The organism is Nitratireductor sp. L15S-10 (assembly GCF_045011005.1).
Lineage (GTDB): Bacteria > Pseudomonadota > Alphaproteobacteria > Rhizobiales > Rhizobiaceae > Nitratireductor.
Window position 1 is genome coordinate 3198157 of sequence record NZ_CP120674.1, and the last position, 23588, is coordinate 3221744.

A 23588-nucleotide genomic window follows, 5' to 3' on the forward strand; every position below is an offset into this window, starting at 1 on the left:
ACCGCATGACCCGACGCCGCACATATCAAGGCCAGCAGCTCGAACTCTTCAGGGCACGCTCAGGCGAGATCGCCGCGCGCGACGCTCAAGACCTGATGTCCTGGCCGTTCTTCTCGCTCGGCAAATCGCGCCGCATCACGCCGATCGACTTTCGCATGGGCGACGTGTCGATCCGCGTCGAGGCAACGGCCGAGCACGGCATGGCGACCATCTGGGATGCCGACGTGCTGATCTGGGCCGCGAGCCAGATCGTCGATGCGCGCGACCGTGGCCTCTCCACCTCGCGCTTCATGGCGTCCACTCCCTACGAGATCCTCACCTTCATCGGTCGCACCGACTCCGGCCTGAACTATGACAGGCTGAAGGCCGCGCTGGACAGGCTGCAATCGACCACCATCCTCACCTCGATCCGCCAGCCCTCCGAGCGTCGCCGGCACCGCTTCTCGTGGATCGCCGAGTGGAAGGAGCGGCTCGACCCGCAGGGGCGATCGCTCGGCATCGAGATGATCCTGCCGGATTGGTTCTATGCCGGCGTCCTCGACGACGCGCTCGTGCTGACCATCGACCGCGACTATTTCGGGCTGACCGGCGGCCTCGAACGCTGGCTCTACCGGCTGGTGCGTAAGCATGGCGGCCGGCAAAGCGGCGGCTGGAGCTTCGACGTTCCGCATCTTCATCTCAAATCCGGCAGCCTGTCGCCGCTCCGGCGCTTCCGCTTCGAGCTGCGCGCCATCGTCCAGCGCCAGCCGCTTCCCGGCTACCGCCTGGCGCTGGTCGACGATCCCGATGGTCGCCAGCGCCTGACCTTCCAGCCGATCGGTGAGCAGCCCATGCCGCGCCGCCGCAAGCGTGCGGGAGCGGCGACATGATCGCGCCCCGGACCTCGTTCCACCGCAGCCGTGGAAAGCCTGTGGACGGAACCGTACTATCGGGAACGCCGATTCCCGTCTTTTCGGGAACGCGAATCCCGTACCATCGGGAACGCGACCGGCCGGCAAGCATCGGATTCGACAGGCGGAATCCGGCCCCTCTAACTTCCCTAACTAAAGAATCCTTCGGATTCTTGCTAACGCGATCTCCCATTTCTCGAAATCGGGGACAACGGCGCCGCAGCCTGATCGGCATGCGGAGGATCGCGCCATGACGATCCTCACCGGCGATTGCCGCGACCTGATGCCGGCGCACGGTCCGTTCGACCTGATCCTCGCCGATCCGCCCTATGGCGATACCTCGCTCGCCTGGGACCGGCAGGTCGACGGCTGGCTGGCGCTCGCGCGCGCCTCCCTGAAGCCGTCCGGCTCGCTCTGGGTGTTCGGCTCGCTGCGTTCCTTCATGACCACCGGAAGGGCGTTCTCGGATGCCGGCCTTACCTATGCGCAAGAGATCGTCTGGGAGAAGCAGAACGGCTCCTCCTTCCACGCCGACCGCTTTCGCAGGGTCCACGAGCTGGCCGTCCAGTTCCGCCGCGCCGACGTGCCGTGGAGCGCCGTCTACAACGACGTGCAGACGACGCCGGACGCCACGGCGCGCACCGTGCGGCGCAAGAAGCGACCGCCGCATACCGGCCGGATCGACGCCGGCCACTATGTCAGCGAGGACGGCGGCCCGCGCCTGATGCGCTCCGTGATCTTCCTGCGCAACGCACATGGACGCGCCATCCACCCCACGGAAAAGCCCGTCTTCCTCCTCGAAATCCTGATCCGCACGAGCTGCCCGCCCGGCGGCCTGGTCGGCGACTGGTTCGCGGGCTCCGGCGCGGCCGGCGAAGCCTGCCGGCTGACCGGCCGCCGCTATCTCGGCTGCGAGATCGACGCCGCGATGGCCGAGCGCGCGCGAGCGCGCATCGCATCGGTGCTGCCCTTCACGGAAGGGACACCGCCATGACGACAACCATCCGCGGCGCCGGCCTGCCGGCCGACCGCACGGTGGTCGAGCTGACCTGGCGCGAGAACCACGTCGAGCACTGGATACGCTTCGGCCGCGCCGCCGATGACCAGCGCCTCGACCGCCATCGCCGTGTCGTCGTCTTCGCGCCGGGCAGCATCTTCGCATTCGTCCGCTGGGCCGGCAACGAGCACGGCACGATCATCTCGCGCATCGACATCGTGCGCGCGGTCGCCTCCGGGGAGCCGTTCCAGACGCTCCCCTTCGTGCGGCCGGGCGGCGAGATCCTGCTTCGCATCACCGGCTGGCCGAAGGTCGAGGCCGTTCTGAAGGTGGTCGACGCGATCGAGGCGCTCGGCATCGACCCCGCCGAAGTCGCGCCGGACCACTGGCGGCACGTCCACAACCGCATCAGCGTCAACGAGCCGTTCCGTGCCTATTCGACCGAACAGCATCGCGCCTGGCTGCGTCGCCGTGAGGTGACGCGATGATGGGCCTCTCCACCGGGCGCCGCCTGACCCTCATCGCGATGCTGGCCGGCGCGGCGTTGGTCGCCGCTCCGGCATTGCATCGGCCCGATCTGCGCTTCATCTGGAACGCATCGGCCAGCGTGCCGGTCGGCCTCTATCGCATCGTTCCGGCCGACCGGATCGAGGTCACGGACCTCGCCGTCGTCGTGCCGCCCGACGAGCTGGCTGAGTTCCTCGCCGAACGCGGCTACCTGCCGCGCGGCCTGCCGCTCATCAAGCGCGTGCTGGCACTCGGCGGAACGAGGGTGTGCCGGCACGGCGGCACCATCACCGCCTACGGCGCGACCTATGGCGACGCTCGCGCGCTCGACACGCACGGCCGCCCGCTGCCCGTCTGGCAGGGCTGCCGGATGCTCGGCGAACGCGAAGCCTTCTTCATGAACTGGGACAGCACCGGCAGCTTCGACAGCCGCTATTTCGGGCCGCTCCCGGTCTCAACCATTGTCGGCCGGGCGGTCCCCGTCTGGACAACCGACGATCCCGATCCGGCCACGGAATCCTTCCGTGAGCCGGTTTCCGACGAGCCGTGACGGCTCGTCTCCAACCTCGCGAAAGGAACATCGCATGGCCCAGATCGGCACCTTCACCCGCAACGATGACGGCTTCTTTGGCCGCGTCCGCACGCTCACGCTCGATGTCGAGGTCGCCATCCTTCCGGCCGAGGAATCGGATGCCGAGAACGCGCCCGAGCATCGCGTCTTCCTCGACGGGCAGGAAGTCGGCGCGGCCTGGGACCGCACCGGCGACAAGGCCGGAAGCTATCTGTCCCTGACCATCGACGATCCGTCCTTCTTCGAGCCGATCCGCGCCCGCCTGTTCGAGTCAGACACGAAGAAGGGCGCGTGGAACCTGCTCTGGACGCGCCGGAAGAAGAACGACGGCGAGGCATGACCGATCATGCGCTGCCATCGTTCCCGTCATCCTTCAGGCTCACTCTCCTTGATCGGTCGAAGGCCGGTCACTCCCCTCGACCCGATCGCCCATCGGGCGACCGCCGCGCGCAGCGGAGGTCAAGGGCGGCGGCCTGTTTTCCGGGGATCGGACACGTCGTTCGACGATGACCGACCGGAAAATGTCGGCCGCCGGCGAAGCCTTGCCCTTGGCCGCAGCGAGCACGATGGCAGGCTGGTGGCGCATCGGGACGGCGGTGCCTGCGCTGTCGTCCCGACCCTCATGGCGATGCTGGCCGCATGCGCCATGATCGCGGTCATGGCGGCTCCCGCGTCGGCCGAGCCGCCGCCCGGCGAACCGCTTCCGGCCACCGCCTCGGCCGCTCCGCGATCCGATCCGTGGGCACCCTATGTCGCCGAGGCCGCCCGCCGCTTCGCCGTTCCCGAGCGATGGATACGCGCGGTCATTGCCGTCGAGAGCGTCGGCGATCCCGCCGCGCTATCGCCCAAGGGCGCGATCGGCCTCATGCAGGTCATGCCCGCGACATGGGAGGAGCTGCGCGCGAAGCATAGCCTCGGCGCGGACCCCTGGCAGCCGCGCGACAACATCCTCGCCGGCACCGCCTATCTGCGCGAGATGCACGACCGCTACGGCTCGGTCGACGCGATGCTGGCCGCCTACAATGCCGGTCCCGGCCGCTACGACGAGCATCTCGCCAGCGGCCGTGCGCTGCCGGCAGAAACCGTCGATTACGTCGCGAAGATCGCTCCCATGATCGACGGCACGGCACCGATCACGCGCTCGGCTGGTTCATCGTCATCGCCGTCATGGCGTCGCGCTCCGCTCTTCTTCCTGCGCTCCACCGACCGCGATCACGACGATGCGGACGACTCCCTCCCTCTTTCCGGCCGACCTTCCGACGACCCGCCGATCGTCGATCTGTCGGCGCTCGTGCCGCCATCCGACGGTCTGTTCGTGGAACGGCCGGCAAGGGAAGGAGATCGGCGTTGAAGATCGCGTTTCCTCGCTTCGCGTGGTGCGCAATCGCAGGGATTGCGGTGCGCTGCGGGGCAGCGGCACATCAGGCCGAAGGAGGGCGGGATAAAAAGCCGCACATCGCGGCTCGGTTGGGGTGTTGTTTCGCTTGCGCTTTTTGGATTTCCCCGTACATCGCGGATCAGGCGCGCGAGGTGCGTACCGATATTTTCGTGTGCGATTTCAGCGGAAACCGCACATCGCGGCGGAAACGGCCATGAGCCGGGACGACGATTTCCGCGTCCGGCCGGGCCGCATCCGTTCGAGCCGGGCGCAGCGGGCTAAGCCCTTCGTCGCCCAGGCGCTCGCCGCCGCGCAGAAGGCCGGTGGCCGTATCTCCCGCTCCGGCAGGATCACCTCCGGCAACGGCTCGCGCTTCGGTCGAGGCCGTGTTGCGAGCGTTCGCGCCAACCGCCTCATCTCCAGTCGCTCGCGCGGTGCCGTCATCAAGACCCGCGTGGTCAGGCACACCGCGCGCTCCGCGCCGCTCACAGCCCACCTCAACTATCTGCGTCGTGACGGTGTGACGCGCGACGGCGAGAAGGCGCGCATGTTCGGCCCGGAGACCGACGACGCCGAAGTGAAGGATTTTGCCGAACGCTGCGAGGACGACCGGCATCATTTCCGCTTCATCGTCTCGCCGGACGACGCGACGGAAATGTCCGACCTGAAAACCTTCACCCGCGATCTCATGGCGCAGATGGAAAAGGATCTCGGCACCAAGCTCGACTGGGTGGCCGTCGATCACTGGAACACCGAGCATCCCCATGTCCACGTCATCCTGCGCGGCCGCGCCGATGACGGCAACGACCTGGTGATCGCGCGCGACTACATCAAGGAGGGCATGCGCAACCGTGCGCAGGATCTCATCACCCAGGAGCTCGGCCCGCGCACCGATCTCGACATTCGCCGCGCGCTGGAGCGGCAGGTCGGGGCCGAACGCTGGACCCAGCTCGACCGCCAGCTTGCCCGCGACGCCAACAAGCACGGGATCATCGACGTGGCTCCGTCGCCGGACAGGCAGCCCGACGAGTATGTGACGCTGAAGGTCGGCCGGCTTCGCCATCTCGAACGTCTCGGCCTCGCCGAGACCATCGGTCCCGGCCAGTGGATCATGGCCGACGACGCCGAGGCGACCTTGCGCGAGCTGGGCGAGCGCGGCGACATCATCAAGCGCATGCACCGTGCGCTCACGGAGCGCGGCATAGACCGCGGCCTGACCGACTATGTCATCGCCGGTGAAGCCAACGCGGATCCCATTGTAGGCAGGCTGGTCGAACGCGGCCTCGATGACGAGCTGCGTGGCAGCGCCTATGCCGTGATCGACGGCATCGACGGGCGCACCCATCACATCCGCTTCCACGATCTCGACGCGGCCGGCGATTCCGCGCCCGGCTCCATTGTCGAGCTGCGCCGCTACGAGGATGCCGGCGGGCGAACCCGCACGGCGCTCGCCGTCCGCGCGGACCTGTCCATCGAGGCACAGACCACGGCTGCCGGCTCGACCTGGCTCGATCGCCAGCTCGTCTCCCGCAATCCCGTCGATCTCGGCGGCGGCGGCTTCGGCCTGGAGGTACGCCAGGCGATGGACGCCCGCGCGGATCATCTCGTTGCCGAGGGCCTCGCCCGACGCGAAGGCCAGCGCATCCTCTTCGCCCGTAACCTGCTCAACACCCTGCGCGAGCGCGAGCTGGACACGCTCGGCCAGAAGCTCGCGGCCGAGACCGGCATGCCGTTCCAGAGGGCGGCGGACGGCGAATATGTCGGCGGCACCTATCGGCAGCGCTTCGCGCTCGCCTCCGGGCGCTTCGCCATGATCGAGACTATTGGACCCGATGGGGGCCTCGGCTTCAAGCTCGTGCCCTGGACGCCATCGGTTGAGAAGCACATCGGCCAGCACATCTCCGGCGTCGCCCGCGCCGGTGGCGGTGTCGATTGGTCCTTCGGCCGAAAGCGGGGTCTGGGGCTATGAGCGGCAACCGCGAACGTCCGCCGCATCTCGCAAGTATTTTCCGCGAGCTTTTCGCTCCGCTTCGAGCCGCCGGCCATGCGGCATTGAATCCCGCGCGCGGCATGTCCTTCTGCGATGTGCCGCATCAAACATAAGGAGAGTGCCGCCTTGTCCGCCAGCCGTGTCATGTGGGGCCAGATCATCGTCGTGTTCTCGATCGTGCTAGTCGCGGTCTGGGGCGCGACGCAATGGACGGCATGGCGGCTCGGCTTTCAGGCGCAGCTCGGAAACCCCTGGTTCGAGCTGGGCGGCCTGCCTTTCTATCCGCCGCCCGCGTTCATCTGGTGGTGGTATTTCTTCGACGCCTATGCGCCGACGATCTTCTACGAGGGTGCCGGCATCGCCGCCTCCGGCGGGCTCCTCGCCATCGCGGCCGCCATCCTCATGTCGATCTACCGTGCGCGTGAAGCCAAGGACGTCCGCACCTTCGGTTCCGCCCGCTGGGCCGAGAGAAAGGAAGTCGCGACCGCCGGCCTCCTTGGCGACGATGGCGTGGTGCTCGGCAAGCTCGACCGCGACTACCTCCGTCACGACGGCGCCGAGCATGTCCTGTGCTTCGCCCCGACACGCTCCGGCAAAGGCGTCGGGTTGGTGGTGCCGACCCTGCTCACCTGGCCGGGCTCAGCGATCGTGCATGACATCAAGGGCGAGAACTGGGATCTGACCGCCGGCCTGCGCGCCCGCTTCGGCCGCGTCTTGCTGTTCGACCCGACCAATGCCCAGTCCGCCGCCTACAATCCGCTGCTGGAAGTCAGGAAGGGCGAGTGGGAGGTCAGGGATGTGCAGAACGTCGCGGACGTGCTGGTCGACCCGGAGGGCTCGCTTGATAAGAGGAACCATTGGGAGAAGACCAGCCACTCGCTGCTGGTCGGCGCCATTCTCCATGTCCTCTATGCCGAGAAAGACAAGACGCTCGCTGGCGTCGCCGCCTTCCTATCCGATCCCCGTCGCCCGATCGAGACGACCCTGGCGGCGATGATGACCACGCCGCATCTCGGCGAGAAGGGGCCGCACCCCGTCATCGCCAGCGCGGCGCGCGAGCTGCTCAACAAATCGGACAATGAGCGCTCCGGCGTTCTCTCCACCGCCATGTCCTTTCTCGGCCTCTATCGCGATCCTGTCGTGGCCGCCGTCACCGCCCGCTGCGACTGGCGCATTGCCGACGTCGTTTCCGGCGAGCGGCCGACGACCCTCTACCTCGTGGTGCCGCCTTCCGACATTTCCCGCACCAAGCCGCTCGTCCGGCTGGTGCTCAACCAGATCGGCCGCCGGCTCACCGAAGAGCTTCACGCCAAGGGCCGCCGTCATCGCCTTCTCCTCATGCTCGACGAGTTTCCCGCGCTCGGCCGGCTAGACTTCTTTGAATCGGCGCTCGCCTTCATGGCCGGCTACGGCATCAAGGCGTTCTTGATCGCGCAGAGCCTCAATCAGATTGAAAAGGCATACGGCGCCAACAACTCCATCCTCGACAACTGCCATGTCCGCGTCAGCTTCGCGACAAACGACGAGCGCACCGCCAAGCGCGTGTCGGACGCTCTCGGCACCGCCACCGAGATGCGCGCCATGCAGAACTACGCAGGGCACAGACTGGCTCCCTGGTTGGGTCATCTCATGGTCTCGCGCTCCGAGGCCGCGCGGCCGCTGCTCACCCCCGGCGAGGTGATGCAGCTTCCTCCGGACGACGAGATCGTCATGGTCGCCGGAATCGCGCCGATCCGCGCGAAGAAGGCGCGCTACTACGAGGATGCCCGCCTCACCGAGCGCCTCCTTCCCGTTCCGGCCGATCCTCGTGCCGGCCTCGTCCCGCAGCCGGATGATTGGTCGGCGCTGAAGCCGGCCCCGACTGCGACCACAGGCGCGTTCCAGGCGCAAGGCAATGTCGCTGCCGCGCCGGCCGCGAACGGCGCGGCGAAGCCGCCCTCGGCAACGCGGCCGGACGACGACCCGGCGAATGCCGGCCTGCGCCGCGAGCCCGGCCTTGAACCGCACAAGGACATCGCGCCGGAACAGCCGAAGCCGCCCGCCAACGAGTTCGAGCCCGACATTGACGAGCCCGATAGCGATGCCGCCACCAATCGCATGTTGGTGCGTAACATGCGGCTCGTCGCCCGACAGGTCTCGATGGACCCTGGCGACAATATGGATCTGTGACCCATGCCCGAGCCCCATGAACAGCGCGAGCGCCCGGACCGGAAGAAGCGGCTTTCCGTCTATCTCGATCCGGAGCTGATGCGCCTGCTGGCCGACTTTGCCGATCGGCGCGAGCAGTCCCGCTCCCTGATCGCCGAGGCCGCCATCGCCTCATTCCTCTCGCCCGATGCCGACGAGCGGCAGGAGGCCGCCATCGTGAAGCGGCTCGACCGCATCGACCGCAACGTCCAGCGCCTCGAACGCGACATCGGCATCGCTAACGAAGCCTTCGCCATATTCATGCGCTCCTGGCTGACCTCCACGGCGACAGTGCCGGAAGCTGTCCAGGCGGCCTCCCAGGCCAAAGGCGGTGAGCGTTACGACAGATTTCTTGAAGCACTCGGTCGCCGGCTTGCCAAGGGGCCAAACCTTAGGCAGGAAATTCCCGACGACTTATAGCCGACTTGCGGTCAATGCACGGCTCCAAGCCGCTAAGCTTCCCGTGTCAGCCGGGCGAGTTCGTCGCGAGGATAAGCACTTAAACCGACGATCTCACACCTTTCCCGGTATTCATCGCGTCGCTGCCTGAACCGTTTCCGCCGATCTCGAATTTGCTAGTTTGGCGATGAAGTGAACCGAAGAGAACAGAGGATAAGGATGATGGCTCCACCTACAATTGCCACGTCTGCGATGTTGAATGTCGGCCAATGCCATGAGCCGGCATGGAGATCGATAAAATCCGTCACTTTACCCCCCTGGACGCGGTCGTAGATGTTGCCAAGCGCGCCCCCTGCCATAAGGCCGAGCGCCGCCGTCGTGACGAAGCTATCAGAAAAGATCATCCATATCAGCAACACAATCGCCAGAGCCAGAGTCATCCAGATCAGTAACGCGGACCAGTCCCTGAAAACGCCCGAGAAAAGTCCAAAGCTGATTCCTTCATTATAACTGAGGATTATATTCATAAATGGCGTGACGTAGATTACACGAGGCGGCTGCATTATTATCTCGACGATGACAGTCTTCGTAAATTGATCGATAGCGAATGCCGAAAGGATGCAGATTAAACCAACCAGAATGCGCGTTGTGTTGGTGCCTCGCATCATCGCTAGCTGCCCCGTGGTTTGCAGACCACATATCGCTCGCACCTCTAGCTGGCTGAGCTTCAAGAGGGCGGCTGAAGGTGTCTGTGGAAAAACAGAAATCGGCACGAGGCGCGCACTCACGAGAATGTTACGGTAATGCAATGGACCTCACGGCCTATTGCCATTAGGCGTTTAGTAACGAAGTTTAACCGATTAGGTGGGGGCTCCGATGGGGGCATTGTGTCGGTCGCTGGCGACCTTCGCTATCGCACTGTCAACGCTTGCCTGGACTTCCGCAGCCCAGGCGCACCCTTCACCGATGGTTACCGGCGGTCTCACATCGCAACCGATCGGTCACTATGAGTTCTGCAAGCGGAAGCCGGCAGAGTGCTCGGTCAGGTCTCGTGACATCAATCCGTTACCTATGTCCGAGGAGCTGCTGGCGCGCCTGGAGAGGCTTACCGTCAAGATCAATCGGGCAGTGAAGCCGAAAAGCGACCTTGAGCTTTACGGAGTCGACGAATACTGGACGTATCCCGTCGATGCCGGAGATTGCGAGGATTACGCGCTGGCGAAACGCCGCATCCTGCTCAAGGAAGGCGTGTCGACCTCGAATCTTCTCTTGACGGTGCTTAAGCGGCCCAATGGCGAAGGCCATGCGGTGCTAACCGTACGAACGAACAGCGGCGACGTGATCCTCGACAACCTTACCGATGCGGTTCTGAACTGGGACGAAACACAATACCTTTATCTAAAGCGGCAGTCGACGACGCATTCGGGCCGATGGGTTACGATCAGGGAAGGCGATGCGCCTCTCGTGGGTTCGCTCCACTAAGGATCTGCTTGGAGCTCATCTCGCCGGGCTTGACTCTTTCCTCGGAAAGTCATGCCAACAGCGATCAAGATGCCCACAACAATCAAAGTAGGCATATCACCGAGCTTACTGTAAGGTGTGCGCTGCGGAATGGGGCTGGGTAGGGACGTGTCGAAAACGCCTTCGACCGCCAATGGCAGCATCTGCTGAATTCGGCCATAGCCATCCACGACCGCGCTGATCCCGCTGTTCGCGGCGCGGATCATAGGGAGGCCCGATTCGATTGAGCGGGCCCTTGCTGATAGGAAATGCTGGTAGGGTCCCGCCGAAAGGCCGAACCAGGCGTCGTTCGTGACGTTGAGCAGCCATCGCTCCTCATTGACCTTCGGCGACGGGAAAATCGCCTCATAGCAAATCAACACCCGAAAAGGTGGCAGTGCCGGAAGGGTCAATGGTGAGCTGTCCGAACCCGGCACGTAGTCGATATCGCCTGCCGTGAGCTTGGCTATCCCGGGGAAGCCTTTGAGGGGCGTGAACTCGCCGAAGGGCACCAGCCTGATCTTGTCGTAGTCAGCAACGACCTTGCCCGTATGATCGACGGCGAGCAGGCTGTTCAGCAGTCCCCCAACTTCAGCTGTTTCCCCCGGGGAAGCTCGTACCGCGCCGAACAGCAGCAAACCATCCTCGGGAATGCTCCCGAGTAGAGCTTCCGGAAACCTGACATCGTCGGAATAGAGATACGGATATGCTGTTTCCGGCCATATGACGACCCGTGGCCGCCCGGAAGCGGCCGACGTGCTGAGGTCATGCAGCTTCTGAAGGTGCCGCGTTGCCGCGTCGGGATCCCATTTTTGATCCTGAGGGATGTTCGGCTGAACGACACGAATCCAGAGACCCGCATCGCCGGCGGTTTCGGCGTTTGCGAGCCGAACCGCTCCGAAAGCCCAGAAGAACCCTGCCCCGATCATGGGCACAACGAGTATCGTCACTGCGAAGGCCCATGGTCGGAGACGATATCGTTCTGCAAGCGCTAGAGGAACCATACATATCGTCACGGTGAGGAAGCCAACTCCGTGAACGCCGATCGCCGACATAGGCTGGAGCGTCGCGTTGCTGAAGCCCCAGACATACCCTGTCAGGTTCCAAGGAAAGCCGGTGAAGAGGACGCCGCGCGCCATTTCGGCAAGCGTCCAGAATCCCGGAAACATGAGAAAGGCGATCGGTCCGCGTCCACCAAGATAGCGCGTCGCCGCAGCGGCAAATGCCGGGAACAGGGCGAGGAAGCCGGAAAGGGCCAACACCGCCGGCCAGGCGAGTGCCCCGAACCGATCCGCGTCGACGAAAAAGCTCTCGGAAATCCACCGCAGGCCGACCAGGAACTGGCCGAAGCCAAAGCCCCAACCGATCAGGAAGGCGGAACCCGACCCGCCGCAGTGACGGATGAAAAGAGCGAAGGCGGCAAAGCCGACTAGCACAAGCGGGAGAACGAAGTATGGAGCAAAAGCTAGAGCTGTGAGGGCGCCCATCAACGCGCAGACCGGGAGCGACACGGCGAGTCCCGACCACGGATAGGTTATCCGGCCAAGGCTGCGTTCCGGTCCGATCACCCGCCGGTCCGTCATTCTACTCAGCCGACATAGGCAAGTCCTGGAAATCGCTCTAGAAGCCAGAACGCTATCAGCGTCATGCGGCCCGTCATCATCAGCAAGCCCATCGTGATCATGATCGCGCCGGCGGTGACGTTTAGAACATGGCCGGCGTAGCGCGCCCTTTTCATGAAGCCGGCAACCCTCCCGAACGCGAGCGCGACGACCAGGAACGGGATACCGAGGCCGAGGCTGTAGGCGGCAAGGAGGACCGCTCCGCTTCCGGACGACACCGCCGTCAACGTCAGGATCGAGCCCAGAACCGGCCCGATGCACGGCGTCCAGCCGAAGGCAAAGGCAAGGCCAAGAGTGTATGCGCCAGCGGGGCCGGATACGACTTGTGGTCCTTCTACGCGGTAATCCTGCATGAGGAAGGGAAGCCTGATGAGGCCGGTCATCATCAGGCCGAACAGGACCAGCAGGCCGCCGCCCACGAGGTTGGCTTCAAAGCTGTAGCGAAGTAGCAGGCCGCCGAGGAACTGCGCGCCCAACCCGAGAATGACGAAGATCGTCGTGAACCCGGCGATGAAGAACATCGCCGACCAGACGATCCGCAACCGGTCGCCGAGTTGCGCCGACTGTGGATTCACGCCGCTGGAAACGAACGAGAGATAGCCCGGCACCAGAGGCAGGACACAGGGCGAGACGAACGAGATCGCGCCGGCCACGACCGCCGTTGCGAGACCGACTGCCGAGACGTCGATCGTCATTTCAGGTCCTCTTCTTTCGTCGGATTCGGTGTGGACGAACGTAGCGCCCATACATGCTCTAGCAACATGAGGTTCAAGGCCGGATCGAGGCTCGTCCTGCGTGACATTGCGCCGCGCCGATCGATCGAGGCCGGAGCGCGGGCACTCAGCCTTCGTTCGTCGCGTAAACCTTCTATCTCGCCTCTATCGCAGCAACGTGCGGATCGCGTTGTTGGCAAATTCGATCACGACGACAAACAGGACGACGACGATCGTCAGCGTGGCGACCTTTTCGTACTGGAAGGTGCGGACATAGGTCTGGATGTAGAAGCCGCTTCCGCAGGCGCCGACGAGGACGAGGGTGACGGACGCCCGCAGGTTCATCTCGAAGCGGAAAAGCGTGTCGCACAATGTCGGGCGCGATCTGTGTCCAAGCGCCAACACGCCCTCTGGCTCGCCAGCTAGGCAGAAGTGATCTCGGCGTCGGCCATTGAACAGCTTTTTCAACGTGCAGACGAACGTCGTCAGTTCCTCCTAGGCGAAGTGGAATACCGACCCCGGTCCCTCGAACTTCCGATAGGCTCGTCGGCATTGCCAGCGGCCTCCGGATAGGCCGTGACGTCTGCGCGCTCGCCTTCCGTTAAAGCGAGCCGGTATCGGCTGTCGAACCAGTCATCACGCTTGCGGGTGTCATGGAAGTAGGGGAGCGGTGAAGCGGTTCCAGAGACGGGTGGGCGTGTCGTAGGCGCCGTCGCGCGCGTTGCCGTAACCGCGCGTAGGAAAGTCGGCAGCAAGCCAACCGCATGCACTCAGCGTGAAAGTTCCAGCTGAATCAACTGTGTCGGATCGCCTTCAGTCGCACCCATATCGATTTAACGCAGTTGCGATTTCAGCAGAATGAAAATGCCGGATGCCGCGCGCGGTACTCGGCTGAGTCGTGGCTAGTGACGACCTAGAACTGCTCACCCCTGCCATTGAGTGCATGGGCGCAAAGATTTTGTCGATCATTCGTCCCATCACGTTCATCGAGCCTTGGTCGCACCAAGAGTTGCGGTACCCGACAAGCCACAATGCTGAAGCGGGGGAAGCTCTTTTCGCAATCCGATCATCAAAGCAACTTTGCCGACGAGTGAGACCTTATTGCAACCTGCCATGACAAACGCATTGACGACTGTCCGCAATACATCTATTTTGCAATTGAAAATCATTCGCAACAGATAGCCATATGTCTTCTCCATCCTTGGATTCGAAACCCTCGTTGTCCGTGGCTGGTCACAATGGCTGGCGTCGCACCAGCCCGACGCCGTCACTCTCCGAAGTATTTGGCTCTATCGTCGTGCCGCGTGGCAGCACGGTGTTCCGAAGGTTTCTCGCCTTCGTCGGCCCTGGCTATCTGGTCGCAGTCGGCTATATGGACCCCGGCAACTGGGCGACTTCGCTCGCCGGCGGCGCCAAGTTCGGCTACACGCTCCTGTTCGTGGCTCTGCTGTCCAACGTGATGGCGATCCTGCTGCAATCGCTGTGCGCGCGCCTCGCCATCGCGTCCGGGCGCGACCTAGCGCAGGCCTGCCGGGATGCCTATCCGTCATGGGTGTCTTGGCCGCTATGGGTTTTCGCGGAGGCCGCGATCATCGCCACCGACCTCGCCGAGGTCATCGGCGTGGCAATCGGTCTCAACCTGCTGTTCGGTATTCCGCTCGAAATCGGCGTCTTCATCACCGCCGCCGACGTGTTTCTGATCCTGTGGCTGCAGAACCGCGGCTTCCGCTGGGTGGAAGCATTTGTCATCACGCTTCTGGCGGTCATAACCGCCTGCTTCTTCGTGCAGATCGCCATGGCCGATCCGGACTGGGCAGGTGTGATCGCAGGCTTCGCGCCCTCGACCGATATCGTGACCGATCCGGAGATGCTCTACATCGCACTGGGCATCATCGGCGCCACCGTGATGCCCCACAATCTCTACCTGCACTCCGGCATCGTGCAGACGCGCAACTGGGAGACGACGCCGGCACGAAGGTTCGAGGCGCTGCGTATGGCGACCTGGGATTCGACCATCGCGCTTATGTTCGCCCTGACCATCAACGCTTCTATCCTGATCCTCGCTGCGGCAACCTTTCACGCGAGCGGCAACACCGAGATTGTCGAGATCGATCAGGCCCATGCGCTGCTGGCGCCGCTGCTCGGCGGTTCGCTCGCACCGATGATGTTCGGCATCGCACTGCTGTGCTCCGGCCTAAACGCCACAGTGACCGCCACAATGGCTGGCCAGATCGTCATGGAAGGCTTCATCAATTTCCGTATTAGTCCAGTGCTGCGCCGGCTCGTCACACGCTCGATCGCGATCGTCCCGGCGGTCATCGCGATCTTGATATGGGGGAGTTCAGGCACCGGCCAGTTGCTCATCCTCAGCCAAGTCGTGCTGAGCTTCCAGTTGCCTTTCGCCATCGTGCCGCTGGTCATGTTCACCGCGAGCAAGGCCAAGATGGGCGACATGGTCGCCCCGCTGTGGCTGACCGCGCTCTGCGCGCTGATCGCCGGCACCATCATCGCGCTGAACATCAACCTGCTCTGGTCCGTGGCCGTGATAGGATGGTAGCCGCTTGCGCATTTTGACCGCAGTCAGAGGCCCGGGACCATTGGAGAATTCACGATATCTGGGGCTTGGTGAAACGTCTCGTCAGGCGACAACCCTATCAGGCAACAAAAGCCACCTGAAAGAACCCTGTTGACACGACATGTCGCCGAAAGGCTGACTATCGGAAAATCTACGCAAAATCCGCATCAATAAATGACGAGCGCCAGCAGATCCTCATGTGCGCAGTGGTCTAGGATAGGCTACCCGCAACCTACGAAAGTCGCACAATAGGAATTGTAGCGCGTAGTTGCACCCGCGAGTTCTAAACGGTGAGAATAGGGCTGAAGCCCCTGCCCCATGATGCTCGGACAATCGGCCGCGCCCCCAGCCGTTCAGGTCGGTTTATAGCGGACAAGCCGACCGATTATCTCTCAAACAGATGCCCCGTGTGCTGCGTCTTAACCGATCATCAAGGTTAACAATTCATTTTGCTTCCGAGGCACCTCAGGAGATCGGTCGTTGTCGTCGAAGCAAAGCCAAGGCTCGAAATCCAGATTCGCTGCCCGGCGAGGTCGGATCGTGGTAACCCTTTTTGCAAGCTGGCTGACCTTCGGATTCGCGTCGCCGACAGCCATCCAGGACATGCGTTCCGAACTGGCAACCGGCACCGTTCTCGTGCAGCGCGGCGGCGTTCCCGGTGAGGATGCTTGTTCCCATCTGCGAAAGCTCAGGGTTGGTTTGGCAAGCGGGGCTGAGAGGTTTGCGAACGGGCCGTCCGCAAGCCGGAGCGGAGACTTCTCCGATGACGCGTTACGAGGTGCGCGCCCGTCAGGTCAGACCACCAATTCGGCAAAAATGGCAAGGCTTCCCGAAACTGCCTCCAACGGCGGCCTTGATCGGATAGGGCTGGCCACCGCCTTGTTCTCGAATCGCCTTGACGCTCAGGCGGGCTTGCGCGGTTTCCTGCCCGAGGCAGATTCGGATGTCGTGAACGCAACGGCTACCCTCCACCGCGCAAATAGTCATCGGCTCGAGGGCGTGCCCCCGATCCTGGCTGATCTCGTCAACAACGACCGTGCGGATGTTCTTGCAACGGCTTACGCTCCTAGTGATCCGTACCATCCCTCGTCAGGACCCTTCGATGCACTGCTTGGCAATTCGGGCGCCGGCGGCCGTTTCGTTCCGCCCATGGCGGAGGGTGACCATTCGTGGATGACGGTGCCGCTACCGAAGATTGTCTTCACCGCCGCCGAACAGAAATGCCTGGCGACCGGAATCTACTTCGAGGCTCGCGGCGAGGAATTGAGAGGGCAGGCAGCGGTCGCCCAGGTTATTCTGAACCGGGTCAGGAACCCGGCCTATCCTGACACCGTCTGCGATGTGGTCTATCAGAACCAGCACATGCTCAACAGGTGCCAGTTCTCGTTCGCGTGCGACGGAGCCCCTGAGGTGATTTCGGATCGTAGGGCATACCGGCTTGCAAAGGATGTTGCGCTTGCCGTCACCGCGGGTAAGATTTTCCTGCCGGAGGTGGCGTCTTCGACGCACTACAACGCCACCTATGTCCATCCGAAATGGGCTCAGTCGATGGAGCGGATGACGCAGATCGGCAAGCACATTTTCTATCGCACCTATGGCGGCGGCTGGAGCTAGCGTGTTGAGGAGTCGATGAGCATCACTATGTCGCGCATCTTGCTGGTCCGAGCCTTTGCCTTTCTCCTTGTGGCGACCCCGGCGGCGATGGCAGAGACGCTGGATCGCTCGGGGGTCGAGAAGATCATCCGCGAGTACATCCTCGAGAACCCCGAGATCATAGAGGAAGCGCTGATCGAGCTCGAGAACCGTTCGCGCAGGTCACAGGAGGAGGCCCGAGCGGAAACGATCCGCGCCGAGCAGGACGCCCTGCTGCGGAACGATGCCGATTTAATTCTGGGCAATCCTGATGGCGATGTGACGCTGGTCGAGTTCTTCGACTTCAACTGCGGCTACTGCAAGAGGGCTTTCCCCGACCTGCAGGCGTTGAAGGCCGAGGATTCACAGTTGCGCATCGTCCTGAAGGACTTTCCTATCCTGGGACCTGGATCCGTTGAGGCGGCAAAAGTTGCGCTCGCGGTGAAGCGGCTGGGTGACGACGAGCGAGCGCGCGATCTCCATGCGCGGCTGATGGGGATGCAGGGTCAGGCCAACGCGGGCCGGGCCTTGTCTCTGGTGGAGGAAATGGGCCTCGATCGCGCGCGTGTCGAAGCCGAAATGGCATCTCCCGAAATCGAGGCAATCATATCCTCGAACCTGGCGCTCGCCCAACGCCTCGGGTTGACGGGCACGCCCTCCTTCGTCGTCGGCGATCGGATTATCGAAGGCGCCGTCGGCAAGGAGCCGCTGGCCGATGCTGTCCGGTCGGTCCGTGAGTGACCGATCGACCCGCCGCGGTCGTCAGGACTCGCGATCGGCCAGAAGCCGCTGGACGATGAGCTCGGAGTCGGGTCCAGCTCCCATGATCAGCGCTGAAGCCCTGTTTCGCTGCCACGGTCGCCCGACGAAATAAAGACCCTTGACCGGCGAAACTCCGGCTACGTGGCGGAAGGTGCCGTCATCGTTCGTGGCAAGCGGAACGTCGAGCCAGGAACTGTCGTCGCGGTAGCCGACCGTCCAGATGACGGTTCGGACCTCGGCCGAGCTTCCGTTCGAAAACTGTGCTGTTGTCTCGTCGGCATCCACGAGCCGGGGCGCGATTCGTATGTCCTTTCTTTTCAGGCTTTCGAGGCTGCGGTCGCGGTCGGGGAAGGCGTCAGTTGCCCTGACTCTCCTGCCTAGCCAGGAATCCGGCGATGCCGTCAAAGCCCCGGTAAGATGAAGCCACCACCAGATCGATTTTCCAAGGATGCGCTCCGGCAGCAACTTTCGGGGCTTTCCGGTCGCCAGGATCACCGGTTGAGCCTGGCGGCACTCGACCGCGATGTCGCGGCCGCTCGCACCATCTCCCACGACGAGCACGGGGCCGTCAGGCAGCTGTCGGGCATTGCGAAAGATGTCGGTCGTGAGGTGGAGCACATCGCTGCCGAACTTCCCGGCGACTGTCGGAACGGTTGGGACCTGAAAAGCTCCAGTCGTTACGATGACCTCGCTCGCTTGTCGCTTTCCGCCGTCCTCGAAGGTCGCCTCGAAACTTCCATCGTCGCGTCTGCAAAGGCGGACTACTCGCTTTCCGGTTTCCACCGGCACTTTCAGGCGCGAAGCATAGACTTCCAGATAGTCCGCGAACTCGTCCCGCTCGGAGTAGCGCTCGCGATTTCCCGCAAGCTCCAGCCCGGGCAGCGCACTGAACTGGCGCGGGGTGAACAGGGTGAGAGCGTCATAGCGCGCTCGCCAGTTATCACCGACGCGCCGGTTCGCATCCACAATGGAGTAGTCGGTGCCGGCCCGGGTCAGGTGGAAAGCAGCCGCGAGACCCGCCTGCCCGGCTCCAATGACCAACACCGATGCTTTCATCAGACCACCACGACTCGGGAGCCGAGCGGCACACGTTCGTAGAGCTCTTCCACATGCTCGTTCACCATGCGGATGCACCCGTTCGACACGGCCTGACCGATCGTCCATGGCTCGGTGGTGCCATGGATGCGGTAGTATGTGTCGCGTCCGTCGCGGTAGAGATAGAGCGCGCGCGAACCTAGCGGATTGCCCGGTCCGCCAGGAACGCCATCCGCGTATCTCGCGTACTTTGCGGGATCGCGTCTGATCATGTTGGCAGTCGGCCGCCAGGCCGGCCACTTTGCCTTGCGTTCGATGATGGCCGAACCGGAGAATGCGAGACCTGCCTTGCCTACGCCGATCCCGTAGCGTCGTGCCGCACCTCTGCCCTCGATCAAATACAGGAATCGGTCCCGTGGAGCGACCACGATCGTACCGGCCGGCTGAGCGTATGGTGAGACGACGGTCTGGGGAAGAAAGCGCGGGTCGAGCTCAACTCTCCTTTTAGCGAGAGCCGAGGTAGGCAGGTGGACTGCCGAAACGGCTGCGATTAGCCCTGTTGCGAACGATCTGCGATCAATCATGATAAAGCCCCTCAATAGTTGCCGAAGCGTGCGTTCAGTGATCGTGCCCGTCGTCTGCCTGCGGTGGCGTGACGTCGGGAACGAGCTTTTCGACCTGGGCGGCGGCGCGTAGCCCCGCGAGAAGCCGTTGCTCTTCAGCAGACTCGAGCGCTTGCCGGATCTGCGGTTCGACAGTCTCGAAGGGAGGAGGCGGCCTATTGCGCGCTTCTTCCAGCATCACGACATGGAAGCCGAAGGCAGTCGCGACCGGCGTTTGAGTGAACTCGCCCGGCTCAAGTTCGGCTGCGGCAGCCTCGACTTCCGGCACGGTTCCACCCTCAGCGATAAATCCGAGATCGCCACCTTTCTCTTTGGAAACCGGATCGATGGAGTGCTGTTGTGCAAGATCTGCGAAGGACTGCCCCTCCCCCAGCCCACGAATTATGTGCAGCGCTTCGCCTTCGGTCCGCACAAGGATATGCCGCAACCTTCTTTCCATGACCGGCGGAACGCTGGCGACCTGACCGTCATAGGCAGCCCTTATCGCCACGTCCGTCACGGCTCCGGCCACGCGCTGCTCGATGAACACGGATCGAAGCGTCTGGGCCTCGAAGAACGCCAGCTGACGCTTGAATGCGTCCTGCTCCGTGACATTTGCCTCGCGCGCAGCGTCGGCCACGATTCGCAGCTCGATGAGAGCGTTCACGAGAACGGAACGCTTGGCGTCTTCCGGCATCTGGCCGAGCTGGGGTCCATACATTTCTTCGGCGATTGCGAGATCGGCGACCGTGATTTCCTGACCGTTCACGCGCGCAACGACTTCGGCCTCCTGGCCGTGAGCCAGCGGTGGCAGCATCGCTACCATCATCGCAACCGCAACGAACCCTCGGACTTTGAGCCCGGAAGCGAGAGAGCGAGTTCCCATCTTGCGCCCTCCCCTTACTGGCCGCTCGCCGCGATCAGCGGATCGACGATTTCGCTGAAGCGGTCGATGCTCAATACGCCCTTGTACATTTCGCCGTTGACGAAGAACGTGGGGGTTGAATCGACGCCGAAGGACTTGCCCGTCTCAGCGACGGAATTTACCTGCTCGAGAAGTTCCTGATCCTGAAGACACGCCTCGAAGGCAGCCTCGTCCATCCCGGTCATGCCCATGACGGTCTTTAGCGAGCCTGAGCCGTCGGACGACCGCGCCCAGTTGTCCTGGGTCCGGTAGAGCAGGTCGATAGTGGCGTACCACTTGTCGTCGCCGGCGCACCTGGCCAGCATGAATCCTGCTGAAGAGCGCGGATCGAACGGAAACTCGCGCATGATGAAGCGCACCTTGCCTGTGTCGACATACTTCTCCTTGAATGCGGGCCAGACATTCATATGGAAGTTGCGGCAGTGGCCGCAGGTCAGCGACGCGTATTCGATCACGGTGACCGGAGCGTCTTCCGGACCGAAGCTCTTTTCCGTGAGCGCTCCCGGCGCGAGCAGCTCTTCGGGAGTGGGTTGGGCAAGCGTGAGACGTGGGAAGGCGGCTGCCGCTCCGAGAGCGGACAGGCCGTATAGAACGTTGCGTCGTTTCATGGTCGTTTCCTTAAGTGAGATTCTACTCTGCAAGCTCTAGCCCCTGGAGGAGCAAGCGCTATCTTTGTCGTCAGGCGATCGCTCTCGGACCGCTTCGCACGATGATCGGCGAGGGGATCGAGACACGATCGTAGAGGTCGATGATGTCCTGGTTGATCAGACGGACGCAGCCGCTCGACACCGCGCGCCCTATGGTCCAGTACTCAGGTGAGCCGTGCAGCCGATAGAGCGTGTCCTGACCGTTCTGGAAGATATAGAGCGCTCGTGCGCCGAGAGGGTTGTCGAGCCCAGGCGGCTGTCCCCCGTTTTCGGCGCTGAACTCTTCAAGCTCGGGCTGGCGCGCGATCATCTCCGCCGGCGGAGTCCAGACTGGCCAGGGTCGCTTCCACTGGATGACCCCCTCACCGGACCATGTGAACCCCGCCCGCCCGAGGCCGACGCCGTATCTCATCGCCTTGCCGTTGGGCAGAACGAGATAGAGGAAAAAGGACTGCGTATCGACGACGACGGTTCCGGGACGTTCGCCGGTGGGGTCGTCGACGAACTGGCGGTAGAACTGCCGGTCGACCCTTTTCAGGTCCACTGCGGGGATCGGGAAATCCTCCTCCGGCATCGCCCGATACATGGAAACGAAGGAGGGATCGATCCTCGGGGTTTCAGGCGCCACAGTGACGGGCTGGATATCGGTGGTCGTGCAGCCAGCGAGCGTCAAGGATGCCGCCGAAGATGCGGCGAGGGTCAGGACTTGCCGCCTGGTCAGGCCTGTGCGTGATGGTGTGAATGTCAATGCTTCGCTCCCAATACGGTCGTGGTCCATTGCTTCCCGCGGAAAGCAATTGGTGAGGACGAATTGCGACCGTCTGGATCGGAGCCGCCTTCTTCAGGGCTGCGCCCGAAGAAACTTGATCTCCTACCGGCCGTTTCGCCTGTTCGACGTTATTGGGGCGGAGGGACGATGATGGGAATGAAGGTGAACGACAGGTCCTGCTCTCGGCCGTGGATCGACAGCAGGCCCGCGCTGGCAGCGTGGGGTGAAAGCCAGACCGTGAATCCGGCGCACTGGTCGTGGCACTTTGTGGTGGCGTGCGGCGAAAGGGGCAACGCATCGTCGTTGCTCTCGCTCGGCAGTTCGGAACCGCTGCCGCCAGCCATCATCGCGGTGGCCGCAAACTCCTGAATCGACGCATTCGCGGCCACGGCTGTAGGCGCCGCCAAATGGACGGCGACCATGAAAGCCAGGAGGAACGCGAGGAATCGGATCATCGTGCTGTCGTTCTATTCCTTGGGCGAATGCGGGTCTCCGAGCGCCGCTGAGGGCCGACTGACAGGTACGGAAGTCAGCGACGTTCTTTTTGCCAGTGTTTGCTCGCCGGAACGCTCCAGAAGACTACGAAAACTGGGGTGCATTCCGCCATCGATGTAGGCATGTGCGCTGCGTGCCGTGCCGCTTTCCAGCAGGCTTTGCATCGCGAGAAGATCGGATTCTGCCCGGCGAGCGACGAGGGGGTCGTCGCCATTCACCGCCGGCGGACACGCGGCAAGAGGATCGCGCGGCTCCCCTCCCTGGAACTCCATGTCGAAGACGTAGCGCCGGCCGCAGTGGGAGACCCTGGGCTGGCGGCGGGTGACCTCGAAGATATCGTAGCCGCGCTTCAGGTCGGCCCAGAAAGAAAAGTTCGGGTCGTCGCGATGCTTCGCCATGTTCTGGGCGGTCATTCGGAATGGAAATGCCTGCACCTGGAAAGCGGGCTGACCGCCCTTGAGAGCCTCGCGGGCCACGGCGTAGATCTCGGCCACGCCCTCGTCCGTCAGGGCGAAACATCCCGACGACGAACACGCGCCATGCACCATGAGCGCTTCGCCTGTGTAGCCGAGGGCCGCCTCGAGGCGGTTCGGATAGCCGAGATTGAAGGAGAGATAGTATTGCGAGTTCGGGTTCAGCATGCCGGCGCTTACGTGGTAGAACCCCTCGGGGGCCTGGCGGTCGCCCTCTCGGGTCTTGGGACCGAGCTTTCCGGACCAGCGGCACATCGGATAGGTCTTGAGCAGGGCGAACTGGCCGCTGCGGTCGCGCTTCCAGATCTCGAGCTCGCTTTCCTGCTTGAAGATCCGCACGAGGATCGGCGCGGCTGGCGACATGGATTTGCGCGACATTTCGGCAAGGAGGGCAGCAGGGATGGGCTGTGACGCCTTGTTGTCGACCTCGAGGACCGTCGACACGCACCCGCTCACCAAAAGGGCAAGCAAAACCACCACGCCTATCCTTAACGCCTGCAACATGTTCGCGCTTTCATGATCCTTCGCGCCGATCCGCCTTCGGGATCGAACCGTAAGTTTGGGGCTATCATAGTTAAGAAGATGTTGCCCCTAACATATTTGCGAGCGGCAAAGAACCGCAGTTCGTCCGACTATCCGTGCTCGGGGTAGAGTCGATATGAAGGACGCAAGTGAGTCCGACACGCCTTGCCGGGAGCTTTCGAACGAGGATGCGATGAATTCGCTGGAGCAGATGACCCTGGAAGATTCACGGGGTCTTGGTCGCAAGAGAGCGCGCAAGAACCTGTTGGTCATGCTCCTTCTTGTTGGCTTTGTCGGCGCAGTGTTCTTCGCCAGCTTCGGCCATATCGTGAGCGAGATGCGCCCGGCTGGGGTAGAGAGCCAACCCGAATAACGGAATAGTCACATACGGTTGAGT

Annotated in this window: 26 protein-coding genes; 14 read left to right on the forward strand and 12 right to left on the reverse strand. The window is 63.1% G+C overall.

Features of this window, described 5'->3' with window-relative positions; all coding sequences use genetic code 11:
* Nucleotides 1–5 precede the first annotated feature (5 nt).
* From P2W41_RS15345 to P2W41_RS15365, 5 genes are all read left to right on the forward strand, one after another.
* Nucleotides 6–869 (forward strand): replication initiator protein A, encoded by an 864-nt coding sequence (locus P2W41_RS15345; RefSeq protein WP_404933629.1) that lies wholly within the window; start codon nucleotides 6–8, stop codon nucleotides 867–869.
* A 271-nt stretch (nucleotides 870–1140) separates the two neighbouring features.
* Nucleotides 1141–1884 (forward strand): DNA-methyltransferase, encoded by a 744-nt coding sequence (locus P2W41_RS15350; RefSeq protein ID WP_404933630.1) that lies wholly within the window; start codon nucleotides 1141–1143, stop codon nucleotides 1882–1884.
* Nucleotides 1881–2375: a DUF2840 domain-containing protein gene (locus tag P2W41_RS15355; protein WP_404933631.1), complete on the forward strand. Its 495-nt coding sequence runs from the start codon at nucleotides 1881–1883 to the stop codon at nucleotides 2373–2375. The genes P2W41_RS15350 and P2W41_RS15355 overlap by 4 nt, the downstream gene beginning before the upstream one ends.
* Nucleotides 2372–2944, forward strand: coding sequence for a S26 family signal peptidase (locus tag P2W41_RS15360; RefSeq protein WP_404933632.1), 573 nt, complete (start codon nucleotides 2372–2374; stop codon nucleotides 2942–2944). The genes P2W41_RS15355 and P2W41_RS15360 overlap by 4 nt, the downstream gene beginning before the upstream one ends.
* A 34-nt stretch (nucleotides 2945–2978) precedes the next feature.
* A complete protein-coding gene (locus P2W41_RS15365) occupies nucleotides 2979–3305 on the forward strand; it encodes a DUF736 domain-containing protein (protein ID WP_173187380.1) in 327 nt (108 codons plus the stop codon).
* 39 nt (nucleotides 3306–3344) lie between these two features.
* Here the strand turns inward: P2W41_RS15365 and P2W41_RS15370 are convergent, their stop codons facing one another.
* On the reverse strand, nucleotides 3345–3551 hold the full coding sequence (locus P2W41_RS15370; RefSeq protein ID WP_404933633.1) for a hypothetical protein: 207 nt from the start codon (nucleotides 3549–3551) through the stop codon (nucleotides 3345–3347).
* A gap of 36 nt (nucleotides 3552–3587) precedes the next feature.
* Between P2W41_RS15370 and P2W41_RS15375 the strand changes: the two genes are divergently transcribed.
* From P2W41_RS15375 to P2W41_RS15390, 4 genes are all read left to right on the forward strand, one after another.
* Nucleotides 3588–4316, forward strand: a complete 729-nt coding sequence (locus tag P2W41_RS15375; protein ID WP_404933634.1) for a lytic transglycosylase domain-containing protein — start codon at nucleotides 3588–3590, stop codon at nucleotides 4314–4316.
* 241 nt (nucleotides 4317–4557) lie between these two features.
* Entirely contained in the window at nucleotides 4558–6312 is a 1755-nt protein-coding gene (locus P2W41_RS15380; protein ID WP_404933635.1) for a relaxase/mobilization nuclease domain-containing protein, read from the forward strand.
* A gap of 114 nt (nucleotides 6313–6426) precedes the next feature.
* A complete protein-coding gene (locus P2W41_RS15385) occupies nucleotides 6427–8502 on the forward strand; it encodes a conjugal transfer protein TraG (protein WP_404933636.1) in 2076 nt (691 codons plus the stop codon).
* A gap of 3 nt (nucleotides 8503–8505) precedes the next feature.
* Nucleotides 8506–8940: a CopG family transcriptional regulator gene (locus P2W41_RS15390; protein WP_404933637.1), complete on the forward strand. Its 435-nt coding sequence runs from the start codon at nucleotides 8506–8508 to the stop codon at nucleotides 8938–8940.
* 155 nt (nucleotides 8941–9095) lie between these two features.
* Here the strand turns inward: P2W41_RS15390 and lspA are convergent, their stop codons facing one another.
* Nucleotides 9096–9707, reverse strand: coding sequence for a signal peptidase II (gene lspA, locus P2W41_RS15395; RefSeq protein WP_404933638.1), 612 nt, complete (start codon nucleotides 9705–9707; stop codon nucleotides 9096–9098).
* Between the two features lie 88 nt (nucleotides 9708–9795).
* Between lspA and P2W41_RS15400 the strand changes: the two genes are divergently transcribed.
* Entirely contained in the window at nucleotides 9796–10401 is a 606-nt protein-coding gene (locus tag P2W41_RS15400; RefSeq protein ID WP_404933639.1) for a transglutaminase-like cysteine peptidase, read from the forward strand.
* Here P2W41_RS15400 and lnt read toward each other — a convergent pair.
* The 3 genes from lnt to P2W41_RS15415 all read right to left on the reverse strand — a co-directional run bounded on the left by lnt (nucleotide 10398) and on the right by P2W41_RS15415 (nucleotide 13156).
* Nucleotides 10398–12002 carry an apolipoprotein N-acyltransferase gene (gene lnt, locus P2W41_RS15405; protein WP_404933640.1) on the reverse strand — a complete coding sequence of 535 codons (1605 nt, stop codon included), beginning with the start codon at nucleotides 12000–12002 and terminating at the stop codon, nucleotides 10398–10400. The two genes, P2W41_RS15400 and lnt, sit on opposite strands and share 4 nt — an antisense overlap.
* A 5-nt stretch (nucleotides 12003–12007) precedes the next feature.
* Nucleotides 12008–12736 carry a cytochrome c biogenesis CcdA family protein gene (locus P2W41_RS15410; RefSeq protein ID WP_404933641.1) on the reverse strand — a complete coding sequence of 243 codons (729 nt, stop codon included), beginning with the start codon at nucleotides 12734–12736 and terminating at the stop codon, nucleotides 12008–12010.
* Between the two features lie 183 nt (nucleotides 12737–12919).
* Nucleotides 12920–13156, reverse strand: a complete 237-nt coding sequence (locus P2W41_RS15415) for a hypothetical protein (protein ID WP_404933642.1) — start codon at nucleotides 13154–13156, stop codon at nucleotides 12920–12922.
* 784 nt (nucleotides 13157–13940) lie between these two features.
* Between P2W41_RS15415 and P2W41_RS15420 the strand changes: the two genes are divergently transcribed.
* The 3 genes from P2W41_RS15420 to P2W41_RS15430 all read left to right on the forward strand — a co-directional run bounded on the left by P2W41_RS15420 (nucleotide 13941) and on the right by P2W41_RS15430 (nucleotide 17702).
* Complete coding sequence (locus tag P2W41_RS15420; RefSeq protein ID WP_404933643.1) at nucleotides 13941–15311, forward strand: Nramp family divalent metal transporter; 1371 nt, start codon at nucleotides 13941–13943, stop codon at nucleotides 15309–15311.
* A gap of 558 nt (nucleotides 15312–15869) precedes the next feature.
* Nucleotides 15870–16943: a cell wall hydrolase gene (locus P2W41_RS15425; RefSeq protein ID WP_404933644.1), complete on the forward strand. Its 1074-nt coding sequence runs from the start codon at nucleotides 15870–15872 to the stop codon at nucleotides 16941–16943.
* Nucleotides 16944–16970: 27 nt separating this feature from the next.
* Nucleotides 16971–17702 carry a DsbA family protein gene (locus P2W41_RS15430; protein ID WP_404933645.1) on the forward strand — a complete coding sequence of 244 codons (732 nt, stop codon included), beginning with the start codon at nucleotides 16971–16973 and terminating at the stop codon, nucleotides 17700–17702.
* Between the two features lie 21 nt (nucleotides 17703–17723).
* On the opposite strand, the gene P2W41_RS15435 is transcribed toward P2W41_RS15430, so the two are convergent.
* From P2W41_RS15435 to P2W41_RS15465, 7 genes are all read right to left on the reverse strand, one after another.
* Nucleotides 17724–18779 (reverse strand): flavin-containing monooxygenase, encoded by a 1056-nt coding sequence (locus P2W41_RS15435; RefSeq protein ID WP_404933646.1) that lies wholly within the window; start codon nucleotides 18777–18779, stop codon nucleotides 17724–17726.
* A complete protein-coding gene (locus tag P2W41_RS15440) occupies nucleotides 18779–19342 on the reverse strand; it encodes a L,D-transpeptidase (RefSeq protein ID WP_404933647.1) in 564 nt (187 codons plus the stop codon). The genes P2W41_RS15435 and P2W41_RS15440 overlap by 1 nt, the downstream gene beginning before the upstream one ends.
* A gap of 34 nt (nucleotides 19343–19376) precedes the next feature.
* Nucleotides 19377–20246 carry a peptidylprolyl isomerase gene (locus tag P2W41_RS15445; RefSeq protein ID WP_404933648.1) on the reverse strand — a complete coding sequence of 290 codons (870 nt, stop codon included), beginning with the start codon at nucleotides 20244–20246 and terminating at the stop codon, nucleotides 19377–19379.
* Nucleotides 20247–20260: 14 nt separating this feature from the next.
* On the reverse strand, nucleotides 20261–20893 hold the full coding sequence (locus P2W41_RS15450; RefSeq protein ID WP_404933649.1) for a DsbA family protein: 633 nt from the start codon (nucleotides 20891–20893) through the stop codon (nucleotides 20261–20263).
* A gap of 70 nt (nucleotides 20894–20963) precedes the next feature.
* Entirely contained in the window at nucleotides 20964–21680 is a 717-nt protein-coding gene (locus P2W41_RS15455; RefSeq protein WP_404933650.1) for a L,D-transpeptidase, read from the reverse strand.
* 149 nt (nucleotides 21681–21829) lie between these two features.
* Complete coding sequence (locus P2W41_RS15460; protein ID WP_404933651.1) at nucleotides 21830–22156, reverse strand: hypothetical protein; 327 nt, start codon at nucleotides 22154–22156, stop codon at nucleotides 21830–21832.
* A gap of 12 nt (nucleotides 22157–22168) precedes the next feature.
* Nucleotides 22169–23173, reverse strand: coding sequence for a murein L,D-transpeptidase family protein (locus P2W41_RS15465; RefSeq protein ID WP_404933652.1), 1005 nt, complete (start codon nucleotides 23171–23173; stop codon nucleotides 22169–22171).
* Nucleotides 23174–23327: 154 nt separating this feature from the next.
* On the opposite strand from P2W41_RS15465, the gene P2W41_RS15470 reads away from it, so the two are divergent.
* Complete coding sequence (locus tag P2W41_RS15470) at nucleotides 23328–23564, forward strand: hypothetical protein (RefSeq protein ID WP_404933653.1); 237 nt, start codon at nucleotides 23328–23330, stop codon at nucleotides 23562–23564.
* Nucleotides 23565–23588 lie beyond the last annotated feature (24 nt).

Coding starts and splice junctions, on each gene's coding strand:
- P2W41_RS15375 (WP_404933634.1), top strand. CDS start 3,588: ATGGCGATGCTGGCCGCATGCGCCATGATCGCGGTCATGGCGGCTCCC.
- P2W41_RS15460 (WP_404933651.1), bottom strand. CDS start 22,156: ATGATCCGATTCCTCGCGTTCCTCCTGGCTTTCATGGTCGCCGTCCAT.
- P2W41_RS15450 (WP_404933649.1), bottom strand. CDS start 20,893: ATGAAACGACGCAACGTTCTATACGGCCTGTCCGCTCTCGGAGCGGCA.
- P2W41_RS15365 (WP_173187380.1), top strand. CDS start 2,979: ATGGCCCAGATCGGCACCTTCACCCGCAACGATGACGGCTTCTTTGGC.
- P2W41_RS15355 (WP_404933631.1), top strand. CDS start 1,881: ATGACGACAACCATCCGCGGCGCCGGCCTGCCGGCCGACCGCACGGTG.
- P2W41_RS15360 (WP_404933632.1), top strand. CDS start 2,372: ATGATGGGCCTCTCCACCGGGCGCCGCCTGACCCTCATCGCGATGCTG.
- P2W41_RS15465 (WP_404933652.1), bottom strand. CDS start 23,173: ATGTTGCAGGCGTTAAGGATAGGCGTGGTGGTTTTGCTTGCCCTTTTG.
- P2W41_RS15470 (WP_404933653.1), top strand. CDS start 23,328: ATGAAGGACGCAAGTGAGTCCGACACGCCTTGCCGGGAGCTTTCGAAC.
- P2W41_RS15420 (WP_404933643.1), top strand. CDS start 13,941: ATGTCTTCTCCATCCTTGGATTCGAAACCCTCGTTGTCCGTGGCTGGT.
- P2W41_RS15350 (WP_404933630.1), top strand. CDS start 1,141: ATGACGATCCTCACCGGCGATTGCCGCGACCTGATGCCGGCGCACGGT.
- P2W41_RS15435 (WP_404933646.1), bottom strand. CDS start 18,779: ATGAAAGCATCGGTGTTGGTCATTGGAGCCGGGCAGGCGGGTCTCGCG.
- P2W41_RS15380 (WP_404933635.1), top strand. CDS start 4,558: ATGAGCCGGGACGACGATTTCCGCGTCCGGCCGGGCCGCATCCGTTCG.
- P2W41_RS15345 (WP_404933629.1), top strand. CDS start 6: ATGACCCGACGCCGCACATATCAAGGCCAGCAGCTCGAACTCTTCAGG.
- P2W41_RS15440 (WP_404933647.1), bottom strand. CDS start 19,342: ATGATTGATCGCAGATCGTTCGCAACAGGGCTAATCGCAGCCGTTTCG.
- P2W41_RS15370 (WP_404933633.1), bottom strand. CDS start 3,551: ATGCGCCACCAGCCTGCCATCGTGCTCGCTGCGGCCAAGGGCAAGGCT.
- P2W41_RS15385 (WP_404933636.1), top strand. CDS start 6,427: ATGTGCCGCATCAAACATAAGGAGAGTGCCGCCTTGTCCGCCAGCCGT.
- P2W41_RS15445 (WP_404933648.1), bottom strand. CDS start 20,246: ATGGGAACTCGCTCTCTCGCTTCCGGGCTCAAAGTCCGAGGGTTCGTT.
- P2W41_RS15430 (WP_404933645.1), top strand. CDS start 16,971: ATGTCGCGCATCTTGCTGGTCCGAGCCTTTGCCTTTCTCCTTGTGGCG.
- P2W41_RS15400 (WP_404933639.1), top strand. CDS start 9,796: ATGGGGGCATTGTGTCGGTCGCTGGCGACCTTCGCTATCGCACTGTCA.
- P2W41_RS15390 (WP_404933637.1), top strand. CDS start 8,506: ATGCCCGAGCCCCATGAACAGCGCGAGCGCCCGGACCGGAAGAAGCGG.
- P2W41_RS15410 (WP_404933641.1), bottom strand. CDS start 12,736: ATGACGATCGACGTCTCGGCAGTCGGTCTCGCAACGGCGGTCGTGGCC.
- lnt (WP_404933640.1), bottom strand. CDS start 12,002: ATGACGGACCGGCGGGTGATCGGACCGGAACGCAGCCTTGGCCGGATA.